Source organism: Pseudomonas sp. MBLB4123, assembly GCF_051904775.1.
Lineage (GTDB): Bacteria > Pseudomonadota > Gammaproteobacteria > Pseudomonadales > Pseudomonadaceae > Aquipseudomonas > Aquipseudomonas benzenivorans_B.
The window spans coordinates 3,629,302-3,650,600 of the sequence record NZ_CP196711.1; the positions used below are offsets into that span (position 1 = coordinate 3,629,302).

Consider the following 21,299-nt stretch of genomic DNA (forward strand, 5'->3'; position numbering starts at 1 on the left):
CCTTGGCGAGGTGCCGCTCCGGGGGGCGGCACCGGCTTCCGTGTGCTGTCTGGCAGCGCGAAGGCTGGCGCAGGGGCGGCGTCATGGCGGCTGTCCCTCGCTGGCGTCGACCCGCGGCAGTTCCAGCCAAAAGATAGCACCCTGGCCTTCCACGGAGTCGAAACCGATCTGCCCGCCCATCTGTTCCACCAGTTCCTTGCTGATCGCCAGGCCCAGGCCGGTACCGCTCTGCTGACGGCTGTCGGAGGCGTCGGCCTGGGCGAATTTCTGGAAGATCCGCGGGCGGAAGGCGGCCGCGATGCCCGGGCCGCGGTCGCGCACGTGCAGGCGTAGCCACTGCCCGCGGCGCTCGGTGAAGAGTTCCACGTCCGTCCCCCGCGGGGAAAACTTGGCGGCGTTGGCCAGCAGGTTGCTCAGCACCTGTTGCAGGCGGCGTTCGTCGACCCGCACCCAGTCCGGGCAGGCGCCGATCTGTCTGAGCCGCACCCCGTAGTCGGCGGCATAGGCCTGGTTGGCCTGCAGCGCCTGTTCGATCAGCGGCTGCAGGGCGTGGGTCCGGCAGTCGAAGAGCATGCGCCCGGCTTCGAGCTTGCCGATGTCCAGCAGGTCGTTGATCAGCAGGGCCAGGCGCTGGCTGTTGTCGCCGGCAATCTGCAGCATCTGCCGCATGGCGGCGGGGACTTCGCCGAGGGCCCCGGCATTGATCAGCTCCAGCGGGCCGCGAATGGCGGTGAGCGGGGTGCGCAGTTCATGGCTGACGGTGGACACGAATTCGTTCTGCAGGCGCAGCAGGCGCTTGCTCTCGCGAATGTCCTGCAGGTGGAGGATCCACCTGGGCTGCTCGGGGGCATCGTCGTCCAGTGCGGCGGCGCTGAGTTCGATGTCGATGGGCTCGCCCTGGGCGTCGAACAGGCACAGCTGGCGGCCGCGCGCCTGTCCTTCGCCCCCCTCGGCGAGCAGCCCGTTGAGCCCGACCTCCAGCTCGGCGCCGCCGAACTGGGCGAGACGGTGGCCGACCAGGCTGCCCGGCTCGCGTTGCAGCAGGCGGCACAGGGTGCGGTTGACGGACAGCAGGCGACCCTCTGCGTCGAGCAGGGCCAGGCCCTGGGGGGCCTGCTCGAAGGCCCGGCGGAACTGCCGCTGGCTCTGGTTGAGGGCCAGCAGCAGGCTGGCCTGGCGGTGCTGGCCGTGCAGGGTCAGGCCGATCAGCGCGCTCACTGCCAGGGCCAGGCCCCAGCCGAGCACGCGCAGCCAGAGCAGACTCGAGGGCTGGGTCTGGGCCTCGCGGGCTTCGAGCCGCCAGTGGGCGCCGGCCAGGCGTACCTGCAGGGCCACGGTAGGGGCGCCGGCCGGGTCATGGCCCTTGATCAGGCTGGCCGCCCCGGCTTCGTCGAGGCGTTCGAGGCGGATCAGCAGGTCGAGCTGGCGCGCCACCTGTTCGACCCGCGCATAGAGGCGGTCGAAGTCGATCACCGTGCTGATCAGCCCCCAATAGCTGTCGTTACCGAGGAACACCGGCACCCGGTAGATCAGCCCGTTGCCACCCTGGACCAGCTGCAACGGGCCGTCCAGTCCCGGTTCGCGGCTGGCGATGACGCGCTGCACCGCCGGCCATTGCTGGGGCTGGTCGGGGTAGTAGAGGCCCAGCGCGCGCTCGTTGCCGGCCAGGGGGTAGACGAAACTGATGCGGTTGTCCGGTGCCAGACCGATGTTGCGGATATGCCGGCCCTGGCGTAGCAGGCCATCGAGCCAGGGCTGAAGCTCGGGCGAGTGCACCTGGCCCTGGCGCGCGCCGATATAGGAGGCCAGGCCGGTGGCCAGGTGCAGGGTGGCGTTGAGCTCGCTGAGCAGCACCGCGCGCACCTCGCCGGCGCGGGCGGTGAGGCGCTGCTGGGCGGTTTCGAGCTGACGCAGGGCATATTGCTGCAGCAGCAGTTCCACGCCCAGGCCGAGCAGCAGCAGCAGGCCGAGGCTGATCGCCCAGTTCAGCGTGCGCCGTCGTCGCGACTTGGCGCTCTGGCGGGCCAGGCCCGTCATGTCGCGACCTCCGGCAGCTCGAACCAGAAGGTGGCGCCCTGGCCCTCGACCGAGTCGACGCCGATGCGCCCGCCCATGCGTTCGATGATCGCCTTGCTGATGGCCAGGCCGAGGCCGGTGCCGCCCTTGGTGCGGGTATCGGTGGAATCGGCCTGGGAGAACTTGCCGAACAGGCGCTGCTTGAAGCGTTCCGGCACCCCCGGCCCGCGGTCGCGCACGCTGACCCGCACGCCGCCCGCGCAGGGCTGCGCGTCCAGCTCGACCACCTGGCCGGGAGGGGAGAACTTCGCCGCATTGGACAGCAGGTTGGCCAGCACCTGCAGCAGGCGCTGCGCGTCGACCCGCACCCAGGGCGTGTCGGCGCCCTCGCGCAGCTCGAGGGCAACCTCCAGCTGCCGGGCATAGGGCTGGTTCTGCTCCAGGGCCTGCTCGAGCAGCGGCCGCAGGTCCTGCCCGCGCAGTTCGAAGTGCATCTGCCCGGCGGCCAGCTTGTCCATGTCCAGCAGGTCGTTGATCAGCGCGCTGAGGCGCTGGCAGTTGCCCTGGGCGATCGTCAGCATCTGCTGCATGGTGGCGGGCACCTCGCCCAGCACGCCGCCGTTGATCAGGCCGAGGGAGCCGGCGATGGCGGTCAGCGGGGTGCGCAGCTCGTGGCTGACGGTGGAGACGAAGTCGTCCTTCATCCGCTCGATGCGCTTGCGCTCGCTGATGTCGCGGATCACCGCGATAAAGCGCGGTTCGTCCTGGTGACTGATCTGCGACACGGCCAGCTCCAGGGCGAACTGCTCGCCGTTGCTGCGCTGTCCGGCCAGTTCGCGCACGCTGCCGATCAGGCGCGCCTCGCCGCTGCGGCGGTAGCGCGCCAGGTAGTCGTCGTGGGCCGAGCGCTCGGGCTCCGGCATCAGCAGCTTGACGTTCTGCCCCAGCACCTGCTCCAGGCTGTAGCCGAACAGCTGCTCGGCGGCGCGGTTGAAGGTCTCGATGCGGCCGAACTGATCGATGGTGACGATGGCGTCGAGGACGTTGTCGAGCAGGGTGCGCAGGTAGTGCTCGCGCTCGCGGATGGCCCGCTCGGCGGCGACCCGCTCGCTGAAGTCCTGCACCTGGGAGACGAAGTGCACCGGCTGGCCCTGGCCGTCGCGCACCAGGGAGACGCTGAGCAACACCCAGACGGTCTCGCCGCGCCGGTTCAGGTAGCGTTTCTCCATCTGGTAGGCGTTGATCCGGCCCTGCAGCAGGTCCTCGACGTTGTGCAGGTCGGCCTGCAGGTCGTCGGGGTGGGTGATGTGCTGGAAGTCGGTGCGCAGCAGCTCGTCGCGGCTGTAGTCGAGCATGCGGCAGAGCTCGTCGTTGACCTCCAGCCACTGGCCTTGCGGGGAGACCAGGGCCATGCCCTGGGGGGCGGTGCTGAAGGCCGTGCTGAAGCGCTGCTGGCTGAGCTTGAGCTGGTCCTCGACCGCCTTGCGCGCGCTGATGTCCCAGATGAAGCCGGAGATCCACAGCAGCTGGCCCTGGCTGTCGTACTCGCCGCGGCCCTTGCCGCGTACCCAGACCTCGTGGCCGTCGGCATGGCGCAGGCGGTAGGTCAGCTCGAAGGTTTCCTGGCGGGCGAGGGCCTCGAATATCCGGTAGGTATCCGGCAGGTCGTCCGGGTGGATCAGGCTGGCGTAGCTGCGCCGACGGTTGTCGACGAAGTCGCTGGCCGGGTAGCCGCACAGGTTGAGGATCTCCTCGCTGATATAGCGCATGGTCCACTCGACATCGTTGTCGCAGCGGTAGACCACCCCCGGCAGGTTGCTGACCATGCCGCGGAAACGGCTCTCGCTCTTCTGCAGGGCACGGGTGGCCTGCTGCAGTTCGCTGATGTCGCTGGCGATGCCGAGAAAGCCGCTGATCTCGCCGGCGCCGTCGCGGATGGCGCTGACGGTCAGGTGCACCGTGCGGGTCTGTCCGTTCTTGCGCACATAGGTCCACTGCCGGGTCTCGGGTTCGCCGCGGCGCGGGTTATGCACGAACACCTCGAAGCCTGTCACCGCGCGCCCCTCGGCCTGGGCGAGCTCGGCGCTGCGCTGTTGCATCTCGCTTTCCAGGTGGAACAGCGCCGGCGTGCTGCGGCCGACCATCTCCGCGGCCCGGTAGCCGAGCAGGCGTTCGGCGCCGGAGTTGAACAGGGTGATCAGGCCGCTGGGGTCGGTGGCGATGATCGAGACCCCGGTGGCAGAGTCGAGCACCGCCTGGAGGAAGCTGCGGGCCCGGTGGATCTCCAGGTCGCGCTGCTTGCTGTCGCTGATGTCCTGTACGGTGCCGAGCAGGCGCAGTGGCCGGCCCTGCTCGTCCGGCTGCAGGCGTCCCAGCTCGTGGATCCAGCGGATTGCGCCGTCGGGGCGGGCAATGCGGTAGACCACCTCGTGCCCGCCGCCGGCCTCGGCCAGGCGCTGGCTGGCCTCGACCAGTTCGCGGTCCTCGGGGTGCACGCACTGGTAGAAGGCCGTCATGCTGGGGCTGAAGTGCTGCGGGTCCTGGCCGAAGATGGCGAAGATGACATCGGACCAGTGTGCCTGGCCGCTGTGCAGGTCGACTTCCCAGTGGCCCAGGCGGGCGATCCGTTGGGATTCGTTGAGGCGCTCCAGCAGCGCCTGGCGCGCCTGGGCCTGGCGCTGGCGCTCGAGGGTGGCGCCGACCCAGCGGGCGAACAGCCGCAGGAACTCCCTATCGGCCTCGTCGAAATGCTGCTCGCGGGCGTGGGCGGCGGAGAAGTTGAGGGTGCCGAAGCGCCGACCGCCGACCCAGATGGCGATGCCGATATAGGTCTCCAGGGCGAACTGCCGGTAGCAGGGGTGGCCGGCATGGGACGACTGCGCCATGTGCGCGATGGCCAGTACCTCGTCGCTCTGCAGGGTGAGGCTGCAGTAGGTCTCGCCGAGGGCGAAGCGCTGGCCGTCCTGCAGGCCGCCGTCTGGCGAGACCTGGACCAGCACCCGGTAATCCTCGCCGTCGATCTGGCTGATGATCGCCAGCGGCAGCTGGTAGAAGCGCGCGCCCAGGTGCAGCGCCTGGCGCAACTGCTCCTGACTGCTGCGTTCGGGCAGTGCGGCAATCTCGTTGAGGGCGCGCAGCGCGCCCTGCTGGCGTTGCAGACGCAACTGCTCGTGTTCGCGCTGGCGGTCGCGACGCAGCGCATCGATCAGTTGGCCGAGGGTGGCGAGCAGCGGATGGAGCTGCTCGATCAGCTCGTGGGGATAGCCGTCGACCCGGTTGAGCAGGCCGAGCAGGCCGACCAGTTGCCCACGACTGAAGATCGGCAGGCCGGCGGCGGCCTGCAGGGGCGGGTGCGTCGTCGGCAGGCCGCTGGGTTGCCGGGGGGCGAGCGGCGAATTGACGATCTGTGGCTGGCCACTGTCCAGGACCTGGCCGAACAGGCTGTCCAGGTCGCGAATTTCCAGGCTTGCGGGCTGGGCCTCGGCGCACGCCGACTGGTCGGCCAGGTCGCGCAGCGCATAGGTGCGTACATAGGGCCGGCCGTCGGCGTCGTGCAGCACCTCGCCGATAAAGCCGTAGGGGCTGGCGCTCAGTTCGAGGATGCGCTGCAGCAGGTCGGCGAACACCTGGTACTGGTTTCGCGCGTCGATGTAGGCGGCCTGGGCCTGGGTAATGATGGTCAGCAACTGGCGCGCCTGCTCGCTCTGCTGGTGCTTGTCCAGCAGCGCGTGCTGGTGCCGCTGCATCAGCGCCCGGGTGCCGTTGCGGGTGGCGAACAGCAGCAGCAGGAGCAGGGCTTCGGCGCCGAGCCAGGCCAGCAGCCACTTGCCGATCAGCCGCTTCTTCTCCTCCTGGTGGCGGGCGAACAGCTCGCTGACATCGCGCCAGACCAGGGCCATGGCCTTGGCTGGCGCGGCATTCGGTTGGCGGTACGGGTAGCCGGACAGGACGATCTGGTTGAGCAGGTAGGTATGGCCGTCATCGGCGATCAGCTTGAGGGTCGTGCCGGTGTCCGGGGTCGGCAACAGCCGCTGTCGTTGCCAGCGACGCACCTCTGGGCGGGAGGCGTCCAGCAGGTACCAGAGCTGGTCCCGGGCGGGCAGGCCGCGCAGGCTCTCGCCGCTGTCCGGCGATTCGAGCAGGTTGTGACGAACCAGCAGGGCGACCCCGGCGTCCAGCTCCAGGTCGAGCTGCCGCAGGTCGTTGAGCACGCCGAGCCCCACCTCGATGGCGCCGACCGTGGTCGTCTCGTCGGCCTGCTCCACCTGCAGCGGCACGACGGCCCGCATGCCCAGGTTGCCGGGCGCCAGGCCGAGGCCGGAGCGGCTGCGGCCATCGTCGAGGACGTCGCGCAGCATCGGTCGCCCGGCGGCCTGGTGGTCGCCGAAGACCTTGGGCTGGTGTACCCGCAGCAGCACCTCGGCGCTAGGCGCCAGGTGCACATAGAGGCGGAAGGGGTGACCGGCTTGCAGGCTGCGCCAGCGTGGCGCCAGGCGGGTGTACAGCTGATTGCGGATATAGCCGAGGCGGGCGTCGCGGGGTCCCTTGCCCTCGCGCGCCAGCACCTGGGCCTGGCGCACCAGCTCCACGACCCAGGCGTCGGCGGCGATGGCATCGGCGAGTATCTGCGCCTGCTCCCGCAGGCGCTCCTGGCTGCCTTGCTGGGCCAGGCGCTGCAGTTCACCCTGGCGGGTCATCTGCAACTGCCACAGGGCTTCCCGTTCGCGTAGCGCCTGCCAGCCGAGGGCGCTGAAGAGCAGGGCGAGGAGCAGGCTGCCGCCGACCACTATCCAGTGAATGGTGTTGGCTTTGGCGGCTGGGCTCATCGACGACATCCTGGGGTGGGCGCTCCGCTCACGGCCGTGCTCAGCTCAGTCCGGCCAGGCGTCGCAGGCGGGCCAGGTCGTCGTTGTCGGGTTCGGGGTGCTGCTCGCAGACGGCCAGGCGCATGACGATGGTTTCTCGTTTGACGTTATTGCTGGCCAGACCATAGCAGGCGCCGATCAGCTCGCGTAAGGCGGTCGGCAGGCGCCAGTGGGCCTTGAGGCGAAAGGCTAGTTCGTTGCTCCACTGATCCAGTGCCTGTTGCAGCTGCTCCGTGTCCAGGGGCTGGCCGCCGTCCTTCCAGAGTTGCGCCTGCTGCAGCACGCACAGTTCGCCGATGCGGTGCAGCGTTGCGGCGCACTGCAACGGGGCAGGGTCGAGTTTGGCCTGTTCGGCGAGCCGGGTCACCCGTTCGGCGAGGCGCTCGACCTGCTCGAGGTAGGCCTGGGCCTGCAGCTTCAGCTCGCCATCCTCCAGTTCGGCGGCTGGGCGCAGGCCCAGGCCCAGGCCCAGGTTGCGGCTGGTGACCGGGCCGAGGATCTGCAGGGCCTCGGCCAGGCTCATGCAGGGGCGGTTGCTCCGGTTGTACTGGCTGTTGTTGGCGGCGGCGACCAGGCGCGCGGTCAGCGCCGCGTCGTGCCGCCAGCGTTCGCAGAGCTGCTGCAGGCTCGGCGGCTCGTCGGCATCGGCCTGCAGACCGTCGAGCATGCCGGCCTGCAGGGGCAGGTCCAGGGCGCTGGCCGGCAGGTCGCCCAGGTACGCGATGAAACTGTCGGCGGCGGGCGCCGCGGCCGCCGCCTCGGCCTCGGTGGCCGGCAGCAGTTTTTCCAGGCATTCGAGCACCTTGGGCAGCTGGAACGGTTTGCTGATGAAGGCGCTGATGCCCAGGCGGCGCATCTCCAGCACGCTGTCGCGGTCGGCCCGCCCGGTCACCATCAGCAGCGGTACCTGGGGATTGTCGCGGCGGACCTGTTCGAGCAGGTGGGTGCCCTGGTCGTCCGGCAGGTTCCAGTCGGAAATCACCAGGTCGGCGGTATGCTGCTGCCAGTCGAGCAGGGCCTCGGCGACGCTGCCCAGGCACTTGACCTGGGCGGCCGGGCGCAGGCTGAGGACGACCTGCTTGAGCAGGTCGGCGATCCAGGGGTCGTCTTCGAGAATCATCACGCGCATGGCAGCTCCTTGCTCTCTTCGGCCGGATGTCCGGTCCACCGTCGCCGCATCAGAGCGCGCCCAGTGGTTCGTTGGTGAGGGTCGCCGGGTCCGCCGCACGGCCGATCCGCTCGGCCGTGACCGGCCGGCCGAAGTGGTAGCCCTGACCGTAGTCGCAGCCGAGCTGGCGGAGGAACTCGACCTGCTCCGGCCGCTCGATGCCCTCGGCCACGACCCGCAGCTCCAGGCTTTGGCCCAGGGCGATCACCGCGCGGGTGATCGCCGCATCGTCGCTGTCGTGGGGCAGGCCGCGCACGAAGCTCTGGTCGAGCTTGAGCTTGTGCACGGGCAAGCGCTTGAGGCGGGCCAGGGAGGAGTAGCCGGTGCCGAAGTCGTCGATGGCCAGGCCCACGCCCAGCTGGCGCAGGCGTTCGAGCCGCAGCAGGGCGGCGTCGGGGTTCTCCATGACAGCGCTCTCGGTGACTTCCAGTTCCAGGCAGGCCGGGTCCAGGCCGGTCGCGGCCAGGACCCGGGTCACCTGCAGGTCCAACTCGCCGCGGTTGAACAGCCGAGCGGAGACGTTCACCGCGACGAATTCCAGCCCGGCGCCGGCCGCTTGCCAGGCGACCATCTGCCGGCACGCCCGCTCCAGCACCCAGGCATCGATGGCGCCGATCAGGCCGCTGTCTTCGGCGATCGGGATGAACTCCGCCGGCGGCACCAGGCCGCGCTGCGGGTGCTGCCAGCGCACCAGGGCCTCGACGCCGACCAGACGGCCGTCCTGCAGGTCGTGCAGGGGCTGGTAGTGCAGGCGCAGCTGTTCGTTGTCCAGGGCCTGGCGCAGGGCGCCGACCAGTTCGACCCGTTGCCGGGCGTACTGGGTGAGCGCCTGGTCATAGAAGGCGAAGCCTTCGCGGCCGTTGCTCTTGGCCTTGAACAGCGCCGAATCGGCGTTGCGCAGCACCTGCTCGACACTGTCGATGGCCTCGGGGAACAGGCTGATGCCGATGCTGGCGCCTATGTACAGCTCCCGGCCGGCGAGGAGGAAGGGGCTGGCCAGGCTGTGCAGCAGCTGCTGGGCCAGGTCGGCGGCCTGGTCGGGGCTGGCGCATGGTTCGCAGAGCAGGCCGAACTCGTCGCCGCCCAGGCGTGCCAGGGTCATGCCGTCGCTCAGCTGGGCGGCGAAACGCTCGCCGACAGCCTGCAGCAGCAGGTCGCCGACGTTGTGGCTGAGGCTTTCATTGATGTGCTTGAAGTGGTCCAGGTCGATCAGCAGCAGCGCACCGTGGGACTGCGTGCGGGTGGTGCGGTCGAAGGCGTGGGCCAGGCGCTCGGTGAACAGCAGGCGGTTGGGCAGGTTGCTCAGGGGGTCGTAATGGGCCAGCTGGTTCAGCTCCCGCTCGGAGCGTTTGAGGGCGCTGATGTCGGAAAACACCGCGACATAGTGGCCGATCCGCCCCTGCTCGTCGTGGATCGCCCGGATGCAGTGCCACTGCGGGTAGATCTCGCCGCTCTTGCGCCGGTTCCACACCTCGCCGCTCCAGCTGCCGTGGCGCTGCAGGGCCTCCCAGAGGGCGTGGTAGAACGCCCCGTCATGCCGTCCCGACTTGAGCAGACTGGGGCGCTGGCCAAGGACTTCCGCGGCGCTGTAGCCGGTGATGCGGCTGAAGGCCGGGTTGACGTGGACGATGCGCTGCTCGGCGTCGGTGACCAGCACCCCTTCCTGCGTGGACTCGAAGACCGCGGCGGCCTGGCGCAGGCTGTCTTCGCTGGCGCCGAGGTCCCGGCTGGAGCGGGTCAGCCGATGCTGCTGGACGCGCAGCAGCCCATACAGCAGGGCGCCGCTGAGCAGGACGAACAGCAGGCCCTTGACCGATTGCAGGCGGCTCAGTTGGGCATTGCTGAGCTCCAGGGCGGCGAGCCAGCTGTCGCCGAGCAGAACCCACAGGCCGGCAGCCAGCAGGTAGAGCAGGGTGAGGCGCGAGGCGCCTAAGCGTGTGTTCATGGAGGGGCGGTCAACTCCTTTGGCGTGCAGTGCAGTATAGAGACAGGCGCAGCCGCGTCATTCTTATCCAAAAGACCAACTGGTTTTCTGTCTGAGGTCAGGGATAATGCTCAGCGGCCTGATACTTTGGAACAGGCCGCGCCACTTTTGCAGAGGTACTCGACCCCATGTGGTACAACGGCTTTCTCGACCTGTCGGTCTGGCAACTGATCGCGGTCACCCTGGTGCTGACGCACGTGACCATCGTCAGCGTCACCGTCTACCTGCACCGCTACTCGGCGCACCGCGCCCTGGAACTGCACCCGCTACTGAAGCATTTCTTCCGCTTCTGGCTGTGGCTGACCACCGGCCAGAACACCCGCGAGTGGACCGCCATCCACCGCAAGCACCACGCCAAGTGCGAAACCCTCGACGACCCGCACAGCCCGGTGATCAAGGGCCTGGGTACCGTGCTGCGCAAGGGCGCCGAGCTGTACCAGGAGGAGGCGAAGAACGCGGAAACCCTGCGCATCTACGGCAAGAACTGTCCCGACGACTGGATCGAGCGCAACCTCTATTCACGCTACCCGATCGGCGGCGTGACCCTGATGGCGATCATCGACCTGGCCCTGTTCGGCGTGCTCGGCATGACCGTGTGGGCGGTGCAGATGATGTGGATTCCGGTGTGGGCCGCCGGGGTGATCAATGGCCTGGGCCATGCCGTCGGTTACCGCAACTTCGAGTGCCGCGACGCGGCCACCAACCTGCTGCCCTGGGGCATCCTGATCGGCGGCGAGGAGCTGCACAACAACCACCACACCTACCCGAACTCGGCCAAGCTGTCGGTGCGCAAGTGGGAGTTCGACATGGGCTGGGCCTGGATCAAGCTGTTCAGCCTGCTGGGGCTGGCCAGGGTGCAGCGGGTGGCGCCGATCGCCCATCGGGTCGAGGGCAAGCGCCAGCTGGACATGGACACCGCCATGGCCATCCTCAACAACCGTTTCCAGATCATGGCCCAGTACCGCAAGCTGGTGATCGGCCCGTTGGTCAAGCAGGAGCTGCTCAAGGCCGACGCCTCGGTACGCCACCAGTTCCGCCGTGCCAAGCGCCTGTTGGCCCGCGAGCCGAGCCTGCTGCAGGACAGTCAGCAGCTGCGCATCGACGCCATGCTGGCGCAGAGCCATGCGCTCAAGGTGATCTACGAGAAGCGCCTGGCCCTGCAGCAGATCTGGGCCAAGACCAGCTCCAACGGCCACGAGATGCTCGAGGCGATCAAGCAGTGGGTGCACGAGGCCGAGGCCAGCGGCATCCAGTCCCTGCGCGACTTCGCCGAGCAGCTGCAGAGCTACTCCCTGCGTCCGGCCGCCGCGCACTGAGCGGCCCGCGCCGCATCTGCCAAGCCCGCCGTACGGCGGGCTTTTTCGTTGTGACGCTCTATGCTGAGGGTATTCCCCCAGCAGTCTTCGGAGCGGCTCTATGGACGAGCACAGTCCTATCCCGGTCGAATTGGAGGAGCTGACCCTGGCGTTGTTGCATTGCCGTTCGGAAGTGGCACGCCTGCGTGAGCGCGAGCAGCTGTTCAGTACCCTGCTCGGCAGTGTCAATGCCGTGCTCTGGGCCTTCGACTGGCAGCAGCAACGGGTGATCTATGTCAGTCCGGCCTACGAGCAGATCTTCGGCCGTTCGGCCGCCTTGCTGCTGGCCGACTACGACGAGTGGCGCAACTGCATCTATCCGGATGACCTCGACTATGCCGCCGAGAGCCTGGCCAAGGTGTTGGACGTCGGTGCGGTGGAGAGCCGCGAGTACCGCATCATCCGCGGCGACGGACAGTTACGCTGGCTCAACGACAAGTGCTTCATCAGCCACCAGAGCGCCGCGGGACAGGCGCAGATCATCGTCGGCATCGCCGAGGACATCACCGAGAAGAAGCGACTGGAGGGGGAGCTGCACCGCCTGGCCACCACCGACGTGCTGACCCAGAGCAGCAACCGCCGGCACTTCTTCGACTGCGCCCTGGGCGAGTTCGAGCGCGCCCGCCAGTTCGGCACGCCCTTGGCCTTTCTGTTGCTCGACATCGATGACTTCAAGCAGATCAACGACAGGTACGGCCACCAGATGGGCGACCGGGTGCTGCAGCGCCTGGCCCAATGCGGCGCCTCGGTGTTGCGTCGTGGCGACCTGTTCGGGCGCATCGGCGGCGAGGAGTTCGCCGCCCTGTTTCCCGGCTGCGAGCCGGCACTGGCCGGGCAGATCGCCGAGCGTCTGCAGCGCGAGGTCAAGCGCCTGGGGTTCGCGCACCAGGGCAAGTCGTTCGGCATCACCATCAGCCAGGGCCTGACCAGCCTGGAGCGCAGCGATCAGAGCCTGGATGCGCTGTTCGCCCGCGCCGATGCGGCCATGTACCTGGCCAAGCGCCAGGGCAAGAACCAGATCGTCCGTGGCTAGCGCCAGCTTATGGCGATAATCCGCCTATGGCGCGCTTCGAGTGGGCGGAAAGCCGCCCACTCGCCGTGGCCCCTCGGCCCCTCGCGGCCCTGACACAGCTGCCGCCCCCTTGAGCCAGAGCCTTTCTTAGGTGCGCCTTGGCTTCTGGCACAGTATCTGCCTATGGCTCTTCAGACCCAAGCCGGCCCCCTGGGCTGGCGCACAATAACAATGAAGAGACCCGCGCCGATGAACCTCTCCTGCTGCTGTTCCATCGCCCCCAGGCCCGCTCCATTCGCCCGCGGTCGGCGGCCCGTCCCGCGCCCCTGAAGCATCCTCGCCCAGCCTCGTTCCATCGTCCCGGACAGCCTTATGACGGCCGCCCAGGGCGGGGCGCTGTGGCGATCGGATTCGGCTCGCGCCTGCCTCTTCGTTGCGAAGCCTGCGCCGGGCCGGTGTGTCACCCCTAAAACACTGGAGTAAATCACGATGAGAAAGACCACCCTGGCACTGGCCATCGCCGCCGGCACCCTGTCCCTGAGCCCGCTGGCCCAGGCCGAGTTCATCAAGGACAGCAAGGCCAGCCTGGAGGCGCGCAACTTCTACTTCAACCGCGATTTCCGTCAGGACAGCCGGCCGACCCCGAGCCAGGCCAAGCAGGAAGAGTGGGCCCAGGGCTTCATCCTGCGCATGGAGTCGGGCTATACCGAAGGCACCGTGGGCTTCGGCCTGGACGCCATCGGCATGCTCGGCTTCAAGCTGGACTCCGGCGACGGCACCGCCGGCAGCGGCCTGCTGGTGCCCGATCAGTCGTCGGGCGGCTCCCAGGACTACTCCTCCGACCTGGCCGTCGCCGCCAAGGTCAAGGCCTCCAAGAGCACCCTGCGGGCCGGCAGCATGCAGTTCAAGAACATGGCCATCGCCTCCAGCGACAGCCGCCTGACCCCGCAGGTGTTCAAGGGCGGCCACCTGGTTTCCCAGGAGATCGATGGCCTGACCCTGGATGGCGGCTACCTGCGCGAAGTCAACCACCGCAACTCCGGCGACTTCGAGGACATCGCCATCACCCGGGGCGGTCAACGCGGCATCACCACCACCGGCGGCACCACGACCGATTCCTTCCAGTTCCTCGGCGGCAGCTACAAGCTCACCCAGGACCTGACCGCGTCCTACTACCACTCCAACCTGGAGGATCTGTACAAGCAGAACTCCTTCAACCTGGTGCATGTGCTGCCGCTGGGCGACAAGCAGAGCCTGAAGACCGACCTGCGCTATGCCCGCTCCACCGACGACGGCTCGCGCAGCAACGTCGACAACAAGGCCCTCGGTGCCATGCTCACCTACGGCCTGGGCGGCCACAGCTTCGGCCTGGGCTACCAGAAGATGAGCGGCGACACCGGCTTCGCCTACATCAACGGCACCGACCCCTTCCTGGTCAACTACGTGCAGATCAGCGATTTCGCCAACAAGGACGAGAAGTCCTGGCAGGCGCGCTACGACTTCAACTTCGCCTCCATCGGCATCCCCGGCCTGACCTTCATGACCCGCTACCTGACCGGCGACAACGTCGAGCTGGGCGCCAATCGTTCCGAGGGCAAGGAGTGGGAGCGCGATACCGAGCTGATGTACGTGTTCCAGGAAGGTGCGCTGAAGAACCTCGGCGTGCGCTGGCGCAACGCCGCGGTGCGTTCCAACTTCGCCAACGACATCGACGAGAACCGTCTGATCGTCAGCTACACCCTGCCGCTGCTGTAAGGCGTGTCCCGTCCGCGACGGGATACGGACACGACCGGGTAGTTGCATCCTGCCCGGTCGTGACGAGGCACGCAGAAGCCCGCCAACTGGCGGGCTTCTGCGTTTCGGCCTGCTGGGTGAGCGCAGTTGCGGGCGGATGACCGAAGCGGGACGGTCTTGCCATATACTTTATAAAAAAATATATTGTCATTGCATTAAATGAGCGAGCCGCCATGAACGCCCCCCTACCGCCTCTGGATATGCAGCTGCTGCGCGCCAATGCCGAGGCCGCCGGCCAGCTGCTCAAGGCCCTGGCCAACCCCGACCGCCTGCTGCTGCTCTGCCAGCTCACCGAAGGCGAGCGCAGCGTGGGCGAGCTGGAGGCCCTGCTCGGCATCCAGCAACCGACCCTGTCGCAGCAGTTGGCGGTGCTGCGCCGCGAGGGGTTGGTGGCCACCCGCCGCGACGGCAAGCAGATCCACTACCGGATCAGCAGTCCGGCCGCCTCGGCGGTGCTCGACACCCTGTACCGGCTGTTCTGCGCGGGCGATGCGTCATGAGCATCGCCGGGGGCGCCACCGCCGGGGTCGCCATCGACTGGCTGCACTTCAGCCCCTGGTCGTCCCTGGCCGGCGGCGCCCTGATCGGTCTGGCCGCCACCCTGTTCGTGCTGGGCAACGGGCGCATCGCCGGTATCAGCGGCCTGCTGGGCGGCGTCCTGGAGGGCGGCGAGGGGCGCGGTGAGAAGGCCTTGTTCCTGCTCGGCCTGCTGCTGGCGCCGGCGCTCTGGAGCCTGTTCGCCACGCTGCCGGCGACCGAATTCGAGGGCGGCTGGCCGGGTGTGCTGGTGGCCGGTCTGCTGGTCGGCATCGGCACCCGCTACGGCTCCGGTTGCACCAGCGGTCATGGGGTCTGTGGCGTGGCGCGCCTGTCGCCGCGCTCGCTGGTGGCGACGCTCGTCTTCATGGCCAGTGGTTTTGCCACGGTGTTTGTCCTGCGTCATCTATTCGGAGGCTGAACGTGCGCCCACTCACCGCATTGCTCGCCGGCCTGCTCTTCGGCCTCGGCCTGCTGCTGTCCGGCATGGCCAATCCGGCCAAGGTGCTCGGCTTCCTCGACCTGGCCGGGGCCTGGGACCCGTCGCTGCTGCTGGTCATGGCCGGGGCCATCGGCGTCGCCGCCGCGCCCATGGCCTGGGCCAGGGGCCGCTCGCGCTCGCTGCTCGGCGCGGCCATGCGGTTGCCGGCCGGGCGCGAGCCGGACCGCCGGCTGATCGGCGGCAGCCTGCTGTTCGGCATCGGCTGGGGCGTCGCCGGCATCTGTCCCGGTCCGGCGCTGGTGATCCTGCCCAGCGGCCAGGGCCAAGCCGTGCTGTTCGTGCTGGCGATGCTGGCCGGGATGCTAGTGTTCTCTGTCCAGCAGCGTCGCCGCCGCACCTGAGGAGTCGTCATGTCGCCCGAAATCACCGCCTTCTTCGATTCGGCCACCTCCAGCTACAGCTATGTGGTCAGCGATCCGGGCAGCAAGCGTTGCGCCATCATCGACCCGGTGCTGGACTACGACGCGGCCGCCGGGCGCATCTCCTACGCGGGCGCCGAGCGCCTGGTCGCCCATGTGCGTGAGCAGGGCCTGACCCTGGACTGGTTGCTGGAAACCCACGTGCATGCCGACCACCTGTCCGCCGCCGCCTACCTCAAGCGGGAGCTGGGTGGCCGCCTGGCGATCGGCGCGCGGGTCACCCAGGTGCAGGACAGCTTCGCCCGGCTGTTCAACCTCGGCCGGGAGTTCGCCACCGATGGCCGTCAGTTCGACCGGCTGCTGCAGGACGGCGAGTGCCTCGGCATCGGCGGACTCGGCGTGCGGGCCCTGCATACCCCGGGGCACACCTCGGCGTGCATGAGCTACCTGATCGGCGACGTCGCCTTCGTCGGCGACACCCTGTTCATGCCCGACTACGGCACCGCCCGTTGCGACTTCCCCGGGGGCGATGCGCGGGCGCTGTACCGCTCGATCCGCAGACTGTTCGAGCTGCCCGGGGCGACCCGCCTGTTCCTGTGTCACGACTACAAGGCGCCGGGGCGCGAGCACTACCAGTACCAGACCACGGTGGCCGAGCAGCGCGCGCACAACGTGCAGGTGCGCGAGGGCATCGACGAGGACAGTTTCGTCGCCATGCGCCGCGCCCGGGATGCCGAGCTGAAGATGCCGGCGCTGATGCTGCCGGCCGTGCAGGTGAACATGCGCGCCGGCGAGCTGCCCCCTGCGGAGGACAACGGCACCCGCTACCTGAAAATCCCGTTGAACCTGTTCCGATGAAGTGGCGTCCGGACTGGCTGCGCGGCTACGACCGCCGGGTGGCCGGCCAGGATGGCCTGGCCGCATTGATCGTCACCCTGATGCTGATTCCCCAGAGCCTGGCCTACGCCATGCTCGCCGGGCTGCCGCCGCAGACCGGCCTGTATGCCAGCATCCTGCCGCTGCTGGCCTACGCGTTGTTCGGCTCCAGCCGCACCCTGGCGGTCGGTCCGGTGGCCGTGGTGTCGCTGATGACCGCCGCGGCCCTCGGTCCGCTGTTCGCCCCGGGCAGTGCCGAGTACCTGGGCGCGGCCATGCTGCTGGCCCTGCTGTCGGCCCTGCTGTTGCTGGGCATGGCGTTGCTGCGCCTGGGCTTTCTCGCCAACTTCCTCAGCCATCCGGTGATCTCGGGTTTCGTCAGCGCCTCCGGCCTGCTCATCGCCGTGGGCCAGCTCCAGCATATCCTCGGCATTGCGACGACGGGCCAGGCGCTGCCGCAGCTGTTGCCGGCGTTGTTCGAGAACTTGCCGCAGACCCATCTGCCGACCCTGGCGATCGGCGCCGGCAGTCTGCTGTTTCTCTGGTGGGCGCGGAGCCGTCTGCAGTCGCTGTTGCTGGCGTGTGGCGTCGCTCCGCGGCTGGCGGCCAGCCTGGCCAAGGCCGGGCCGGTGCTGGCCATCGTCGTGGCGGTGCTGCTGGTCGGCGCCCTGCAGCTGGAGCAGGCCGGGGTGCGGGTGGTCGGCAGCATTCCCAGTGGGCTGCCGCCTCTGACCCTACCGCCTCTGGACCTGGCGCTGATGGCGCAGTTGCTGCCGGCCGCGGCACTGATCAGCCTGATCGGTTTCGTCGAATCGGTGTCGGTGGCGCAGACCCTGGCGGCCAAGCGCCGCCAGCGCATCGCCCCGGACCGCGAACTGCTCGGCCTCGGCGCGGCCAACCTGGCGGCGGCGCTCAGCGCCGGCATGCCGGTGACCGGCGGTTTCGCCCGCTCGGTGGTCAACTTCGAGGCGGGCGCGCAGACGCCCATGGCCGGCGTGTTGACCGCATTCGGCATCGCCCTCAGCGCGCTGCTGCTGACTCCCTGGCTGCACGACCTGCCCCAGGCGGTGCTGGCGGCGGCGATCATCGTCGCGGTGCTGGGCCTGGTCGACCTCGGCGCGCTGCGCCACACCTGGCGCTATTCCCGCCAGGACGGCGCGGCGCAGGCGGCCACCCTCGGCGGCGTGCTGCTGCTCGGGGTCGAGGTGGGCATCCTGCTGGGCGTCGGCCTGTCGCTGCTGCTGTTCCTCTGGCGCACCAGTCGTCCGCACATGGCGGTGGTCGGCCAGCTGCCGGGCAGCGAGCACTTTCGCAACATCCTGCGCCATGCCGTGGTGCAGAGCCCCAGCGTGCTGTCGCTGCGGGTCGACGAGAGCCTGTACTTTCCCAATGCGCGCTACCTGGAGGAGCGCATCGGCGAGTTGATCGCCGCGCGGCCCCAGGTACGCCACCTGGTGCTGATGTGTTCGGGGGTCAACCTGATCGACGCCAGCGCCCTGGACAGCCTGGCGGCCATCGCCGAGCGCCTGCGCAGCGCCGGCGCGCAACTGCACCTGTCGGAGGTGAAGGGGCCGGTGATGGACCAGCTGCAGCGCGCGGACTTTCTCCAGGGCTTCGGCGGCCAGGTGTTCACCAGCCAGTATCAGGCGCTGCAGGCGCTGGACCCGGACTGCGCCGAGCGGGCGCTGCGACAGACGGCCTAGGTTGGCTGGCGGGGCCAACCCGGGCCCGGGGGCTCAGCGCCGTTGCGGCGCCGGCTGCTGCTGGGTGATGCAGTGGATGTTGCCGCCGCCGAGGAGGATCTCCCGGCCGGGCACCAGCACCACCCGGTGCTCGGGGAACAGGCGCTGGAGGATGGCGCGGGCCTCCTCGTCCTTGGGGTCGTCGAAGCTGGGCGCGACGATGCCGCCGTTGACGATCAGGAAGTTGACGTAGGAGCCGGCCAGGCGCACCGCCGGGCTGCGTTCCTGGCTGCCGGCGGCGAGGTCGACCCCGGCACATTCCTCGGCGCTGGCGTGAAGCGGGCCGGGAATCGGCATCTTGTGCACGATCAGCTGGCGGCCGCGGGCGTCGCGGGCCTGCTCCAGCACGGCCATGGCCGCCTGGCAGCGCGGGTAATTGGGGTCCTGCGGATCGTCGGTCCAGGCCAGCAGCACCTCGCCGGGGCGCACGTAGCAGCAGAAGTTGTCGACGTGGCCGTCGGTCTCGTCGTTGAACAGGCCGTCCGGCAGCCAGATCACCGTATCGATGGCCAACTGCTCGCGCAGCTTCAGCTCGATCGCCCCGCGGTCCAGGTGCGGGTTGCGGTTGCGGTTGAGCAGGCACTCCTCGGTGGTGATCAGGGTGCCTTCGCCGTCGACGTGGATCGAACCGCCCTCGAGCACGAAGCCCTCGGTGCGGTAGCGGGCGCAGCGCTCGATCTCGAGGATCTTGCTGGCCACCTGGTCGTCGCGGTTCCAGGGGAAATACAGGCCGCCGTCGAAGCCGCCCCAGGCGTTGAAGGCCCAGTCCACGCCGCGCACCTCGCCCTGCTCGTTGCAGACGAAGGTCGGCCCGGTGTCGCGCACCCAGGCGTCGTCCGTGCTGATCTCGACCAGGCGGATGGCCGGGTGGGCCAGGCGCGCGCGGGCGTTCTCGTACTGCCCGGCCGAGACGCAGACGGTCACCGGCTCGAATTCGGCGATGGCGCGGGCCACCGCGGTGAAGGCGGCCTGGGCCGGCTTGCCGCCCAGGCGCCAGTTGTCCGGGCGCTCGGGCCAGACCATCCAGGTCTGGGCGTGGGGTTCCCACTCGGCCGGCATGCGGAAGCCGTCGGCGCGGGGGGTGCTGTTCAGTGCAGTCATTGGGTCACCAAAACGTGGAACTGGCTAGGGTGGAGTGGCCCGCACAGGTCGGGCCGCGTAGGTTAAGCGTAGCGCTAGCCATAGTCGGGTGGCGATGGGTAGCGGCGCCGTGCGCCTCGACCCACCCTACGGGTCATCTGGCGATCAGGACTCCAGGGCGCCGTCCAGGGTCTTGAGCGGGCCGTAGAGGTTCGGCCGGCGGTCGCGGAAGCTGCCCCAGGCGCTGCGGATGTGCTCCAGCTGGTCGAGGTCGAAGCGGTGCACCAGCACGCCTTCCTCGGTCTGGTTCAGTTCCTCGACCTTCTGGCCGAACTGGTCGGCGATGAAGGAGCTGCCGTAGAAGGTGATGTGGTAGCCGTCCTGGTCCTCGCGGCCGATGCGGTTGCTCGCCACCAGCGGCATCAGGTTGGCGCCGGCGTGGCCCTGCTGCACGCGCTGCCAGTGGTCGCGGGAGCTGATGGTCGGGTCATGGGGCTCGCTGCCGATGGCGGTGGGGTAGAAGAGGATCTCGGCGCCGAGCAGGGCCATGCTGCGCGCGCACTCGGGGAACCACTGGTCCCAGCAGATGCCCACGCCGATCTTGGCGTAGCGGGTGTTCCACACCTTGAAGCCGGTGTCGCCGGGGTTGAAGTAGTACTTCTCGTGGTAGCCGGGGCCGTCCGGGATGTGGCTCTTGCGATAGATGCCGAGGTTGCTGCCGTCGGCGTCGATGATCGCGATGCTGTTGTAGCGCGCGCGCCCGGCCAGCTCGAAGAAGCTGATCGGCAGCACCACCTGGAGTTCCTTGGCGACCTTCTGGAAGTGGGCGATGGCCTCGTTGGCCTCGACCGGGGTGGCCAGCTGCAGGTAGTCCGGGTTGGGCTTCTGGCAGAAGTAGGGGGTCTCGAACAGCTCCTGGATCAGGATGATCTGCGCCCCCTGGGCGGCGGCCTGGCGCACCAGCTTCTCGGCGTTGGCGATATTGGCGGCGCGATCCCAGGAGCAGGCCATCTGGGTGGCGGCGACGGTAACGATGCGGGACATGGAACACCTCGTAGGAACGATGAGCGGTGGCCGCAATGAGTCAGCGGGCGGCCGATGACGATGCCGACTCGACGGGCGTGGGCTTGTCGAGCGGTTGTGGATTTATAACCGATAAAAATCGGCTTTTAAAGCGGAAAATTATTTAAAGAAAATATAATTATCGGTTAAGGCGGATATATATCGATATTTGTCGAAGGGAAGTGGGCCTGTCACCGGAGGCGGCAGGCAGCGCCTGGCGCCGCCTAGTCGGGTAGCAGTGGATGGGCTCGCTTCGGCAGGCAGGGCGGCAGGTAGAGGCCCAGGTAGGCGTCGAACACGCGCATGCCCTCCTCGGCCAGGCGCGGGCTGATCTGGCCGTGCAGCTGCACCGAGCGGGCGTAGACGCGGTCGCCCAGCTCCATGGCCAGGGCGAACACGTCGACATCCTCCGGCAGTGGCGGCAGGACGAAGTGGCGCTGGAACAGCGCCTGCATCAACTGGCCCAGCTCGATGTCGTGCTGGCGGTCGGCCTGGGTCACCTCGGCCAGGCCGTGCTGGGCGAGGATCAGCTGACGGGCGGCGGCATCCTCGGCGTAGATCGCCAGCATGCGCCGCTCGACGATGCGCGACAGGTCGCGCCAGGCGTCCAGCTCGGCGTGGGCCACCGGCGCCTGCAGGCTGGCGCGAAAGGCGGCGTGGATGTCCGCGGTCAGGGCTTCGAGCAGCGCCGGCACGCTGGCGAAGAAGTGGTACACCGAGGACGGCGGGATCGCCGCGCGCTCGGCCACGCTGTAGATCGACAGGCCGGCCACGCCCTGTTCGGCGAGCAGTTCGCGGGCGGCGGCGAGGATCACGGCGATGCGCGCCTGGCTGCTGGCGCGGGGTTTGCGGGCGGTGGCGGGGCGCGGCATGGCGGTCTTCTCGGCAGGGGACGGCTTATTGGACGCCAGCCGTCGTCCCGGAAGCAAGCCGCAGGCGCCCCGGCC

General features: G+C 68.8%; 15 protein-coding genes. 8 read left to right on the top strand and 7 right to left on the bottom strand.

Annotated features, from left to right (window positions below):
* Positions 1 to 81: 81 nt before the first annotated feature.
* Genes ACSX1C_RS16760 through dibA form a run of 4 tightly spaced genes read right to left on the bottom strand, consistent with a single transcriptional unit; the run spans position 82 to position 9,994 of the window.
* A complete protein-coding gene (locus ACSX1C_RS16760) occupies positions 82 to 2,037 on the bottom strand; it encodes an ATP-binding protein (protein ID WP_439887082.1) in 1,956 nt (651 codons plus the stop codon).
* Positions 2,034 to 6,842, bottom strand: coding sequence for a PAS domain S-box protein (locus tag ACSX1C_RS16765; protein ID WP_439887083.1), 4,809 nt, complete (start codon positions 6,840 to 6,842; stop codon positions 2,034 to 2,036). The genes ACSX1C_RS16760 and ACSX1C_RS16765 overlap by 4 nt, the downstream gene beginning before the upstream one ends.
* 40 nt (positions 6,843 to 6,882) lie before the next feature.
* Positions 6,883 to 8,010, bottom strand: a complete 1,128-nt coding sequence (locus ACSX1C_RS16770) for an HDOD domain-containing protein (protein WP_439887084.1) — start codon at positions 8,008 to 8,010, stop codon at positions 6,883 to 6,885.
* A 49-nt stretch (positions 8,011 to 8,059) separates the two neighbouring features.
* Positions 8,060 to 9,994, bottom strand: a complete 1,935-nt coding sequence (gene dibA, locus ACSX1C_RS16775; protein WP_439887085.1) for a phosphodiesterase DibA — start codon at positions 9,992 to 9,994, stop codon at positions 8,060 to 8,062.
* Positions 9,995 to 10,161: 167 nt separating this feature from the next.
* On the opposite strand from dibA, the gene desA reads away from it, so the two are divergent.
* The 8 genes from desA (at position 10,162) to ACSX1C_RS16815 (ending at position 18,171) form a co-directional block, all read left to right on the top strand.
* Positions 10,162 to 11,349 carry a delta-9 fatty acid desaturase DesA gene (desA, locus tag ACSX1C_RS16780; RefSeq protein WP_439887086.1) on the top strand — a complete coding sequence of 396 codons (1,188 nt, stop codon included), beginning with the start codon at positions 10,162 to 10,164 and terminating at the stop codon, positions 11,347 to 11,349.
* A gap of 100 nt (positions 11,350 to 11,449) precedes the next feature.
* Positions 11,450 to 12,421, top strand: coding sequence for a GGDEF domain-containing protein (locus ACSX1C_RS16785; RefSeq protein WP_439887087.1), 972 nt, complete (start codon positions 11,450 to 11,452; stop codon positions 12,419 to 12,421).
* Positions 12,422 to 12,889: 468 nt separating this feature from the next.
* Positions 12,890 to 14,155: an OprD family porin gene (locus ACSX1C_RS16790; RefSeq protein WP_439887088.1), complete on the top strand. Its 1,266-nt coding sequence runs from the start codon at positions 12,890 to 12,892 to the stop codon at positions 14,153 to 14,155.
* Positions 14,156 to 14,367: 212 nt separating this feature from the next.
* Complete coding sequence (locus ACSX1C_RS16795; protein WP_439887089.1) at positions 14,368 to 14,694, top strand: ArsR/SmtB family transcription factor; 327 nt, start codon at positions 14,368 to 14,370, stop codon at positions 14,692 to 14,694.
* Positions 14,691 to 15,152: a YeeE/YedE family protein gene (locus ACSX1C_RS16800; RefSeq protein ID WP_439887090.1), complete on the top strand. Its 462-nt coding sequence runs from the start codon at positions 14,691 to 14,693 to the stop codon at positions 15,150 to 15,152. The genes ACSX1C_RS16795 and ACSX1C_RS16800 overlap by 4 nt, the downstream gene beginning before the upstream one ends.
* A gap of 2 nt (positions 15,153 to 15,154) precedes the next feature.
* Positions 15,155 to 15,574, top strand: coding sequence for a DUF6691 family protein (locus ACSX1C_RS16805; RefSeq protein WP_439887091.1), 420 nt, complete (start codon positions 15,155 to 15,157; stop codon positions 15,572 to 15,574).
* 9 nt (positions 15,575 to 15,583) lie between these two features.
* A complete protein-coding gene (locus tag ACSX1C_RS16810) occupies positions 15,584 to 16,450 on the top strand; it encodes an MBL fold metallo-hydrolase (protein ID WP_439887092.1) in 867 nt (288 codons plus the stop codon).
* A complete protein-coding gene (locus tag ACSX1C_RS16815; RefSeq protein WP_439887093.1) occupies positions 16,447 to 18,171 on the top strand; it encodes a SulP family inorganic anion transporter in 1,725 nt (574 codons plus the stop codon). Before ACSX1C_RS16810 ends, ACSX1C_RS16815 begins: the two co-directional genes overlap by 4 nt.
* 33 nt (positions 18,172 to 18,204) lie before the next feature.
* Here the strand turns inward: ACSX1C_RS16815 and aguA are convergent, their stop codons facing one another.
* From aguA to ACSX1C_RS16830, 3 genes are all read right to left on the bottom strand, one after another.
* A complete protein-coding gene (aguA, locus tag ACSX1C_RS16820; protein WP_439887094.1) occupies positions 18,205 to 19,311 on the bottom strand; it encodes an agmatine deiminase in 1,107 nt (368 codons plus the stop codon).
* Between the two features lie 144 nt (positions 19,312 to 19,455).
* Positions 19,456 to 20,334, bottom strand: coding sequence for an N-carbamoylputrescine amidase (gene aguB, locus ACSX1C_RS16825; protein ID WP_439887095.1), 879 nt, complete (start codon positions 20,332 to 20,334; stop codon positions 19,456 to 19,458).
* Positions 20,335 to 20,576: 242 nt separating this feature from the next.
* Positions 20,577 to 21,224, bottom strand: coding sequence for a TetR/AcrR family transcriptional regulator (locus ACSX1C_RS16830; RefSeq protein ID WP_439887096.1), 648 nt, complete (start codon positions 21,222 to 21,224; stop codon positions 20,577 to 20,579).
* Positions 21,225 to 21,299 lie beyond the last annotated feature (75 nt).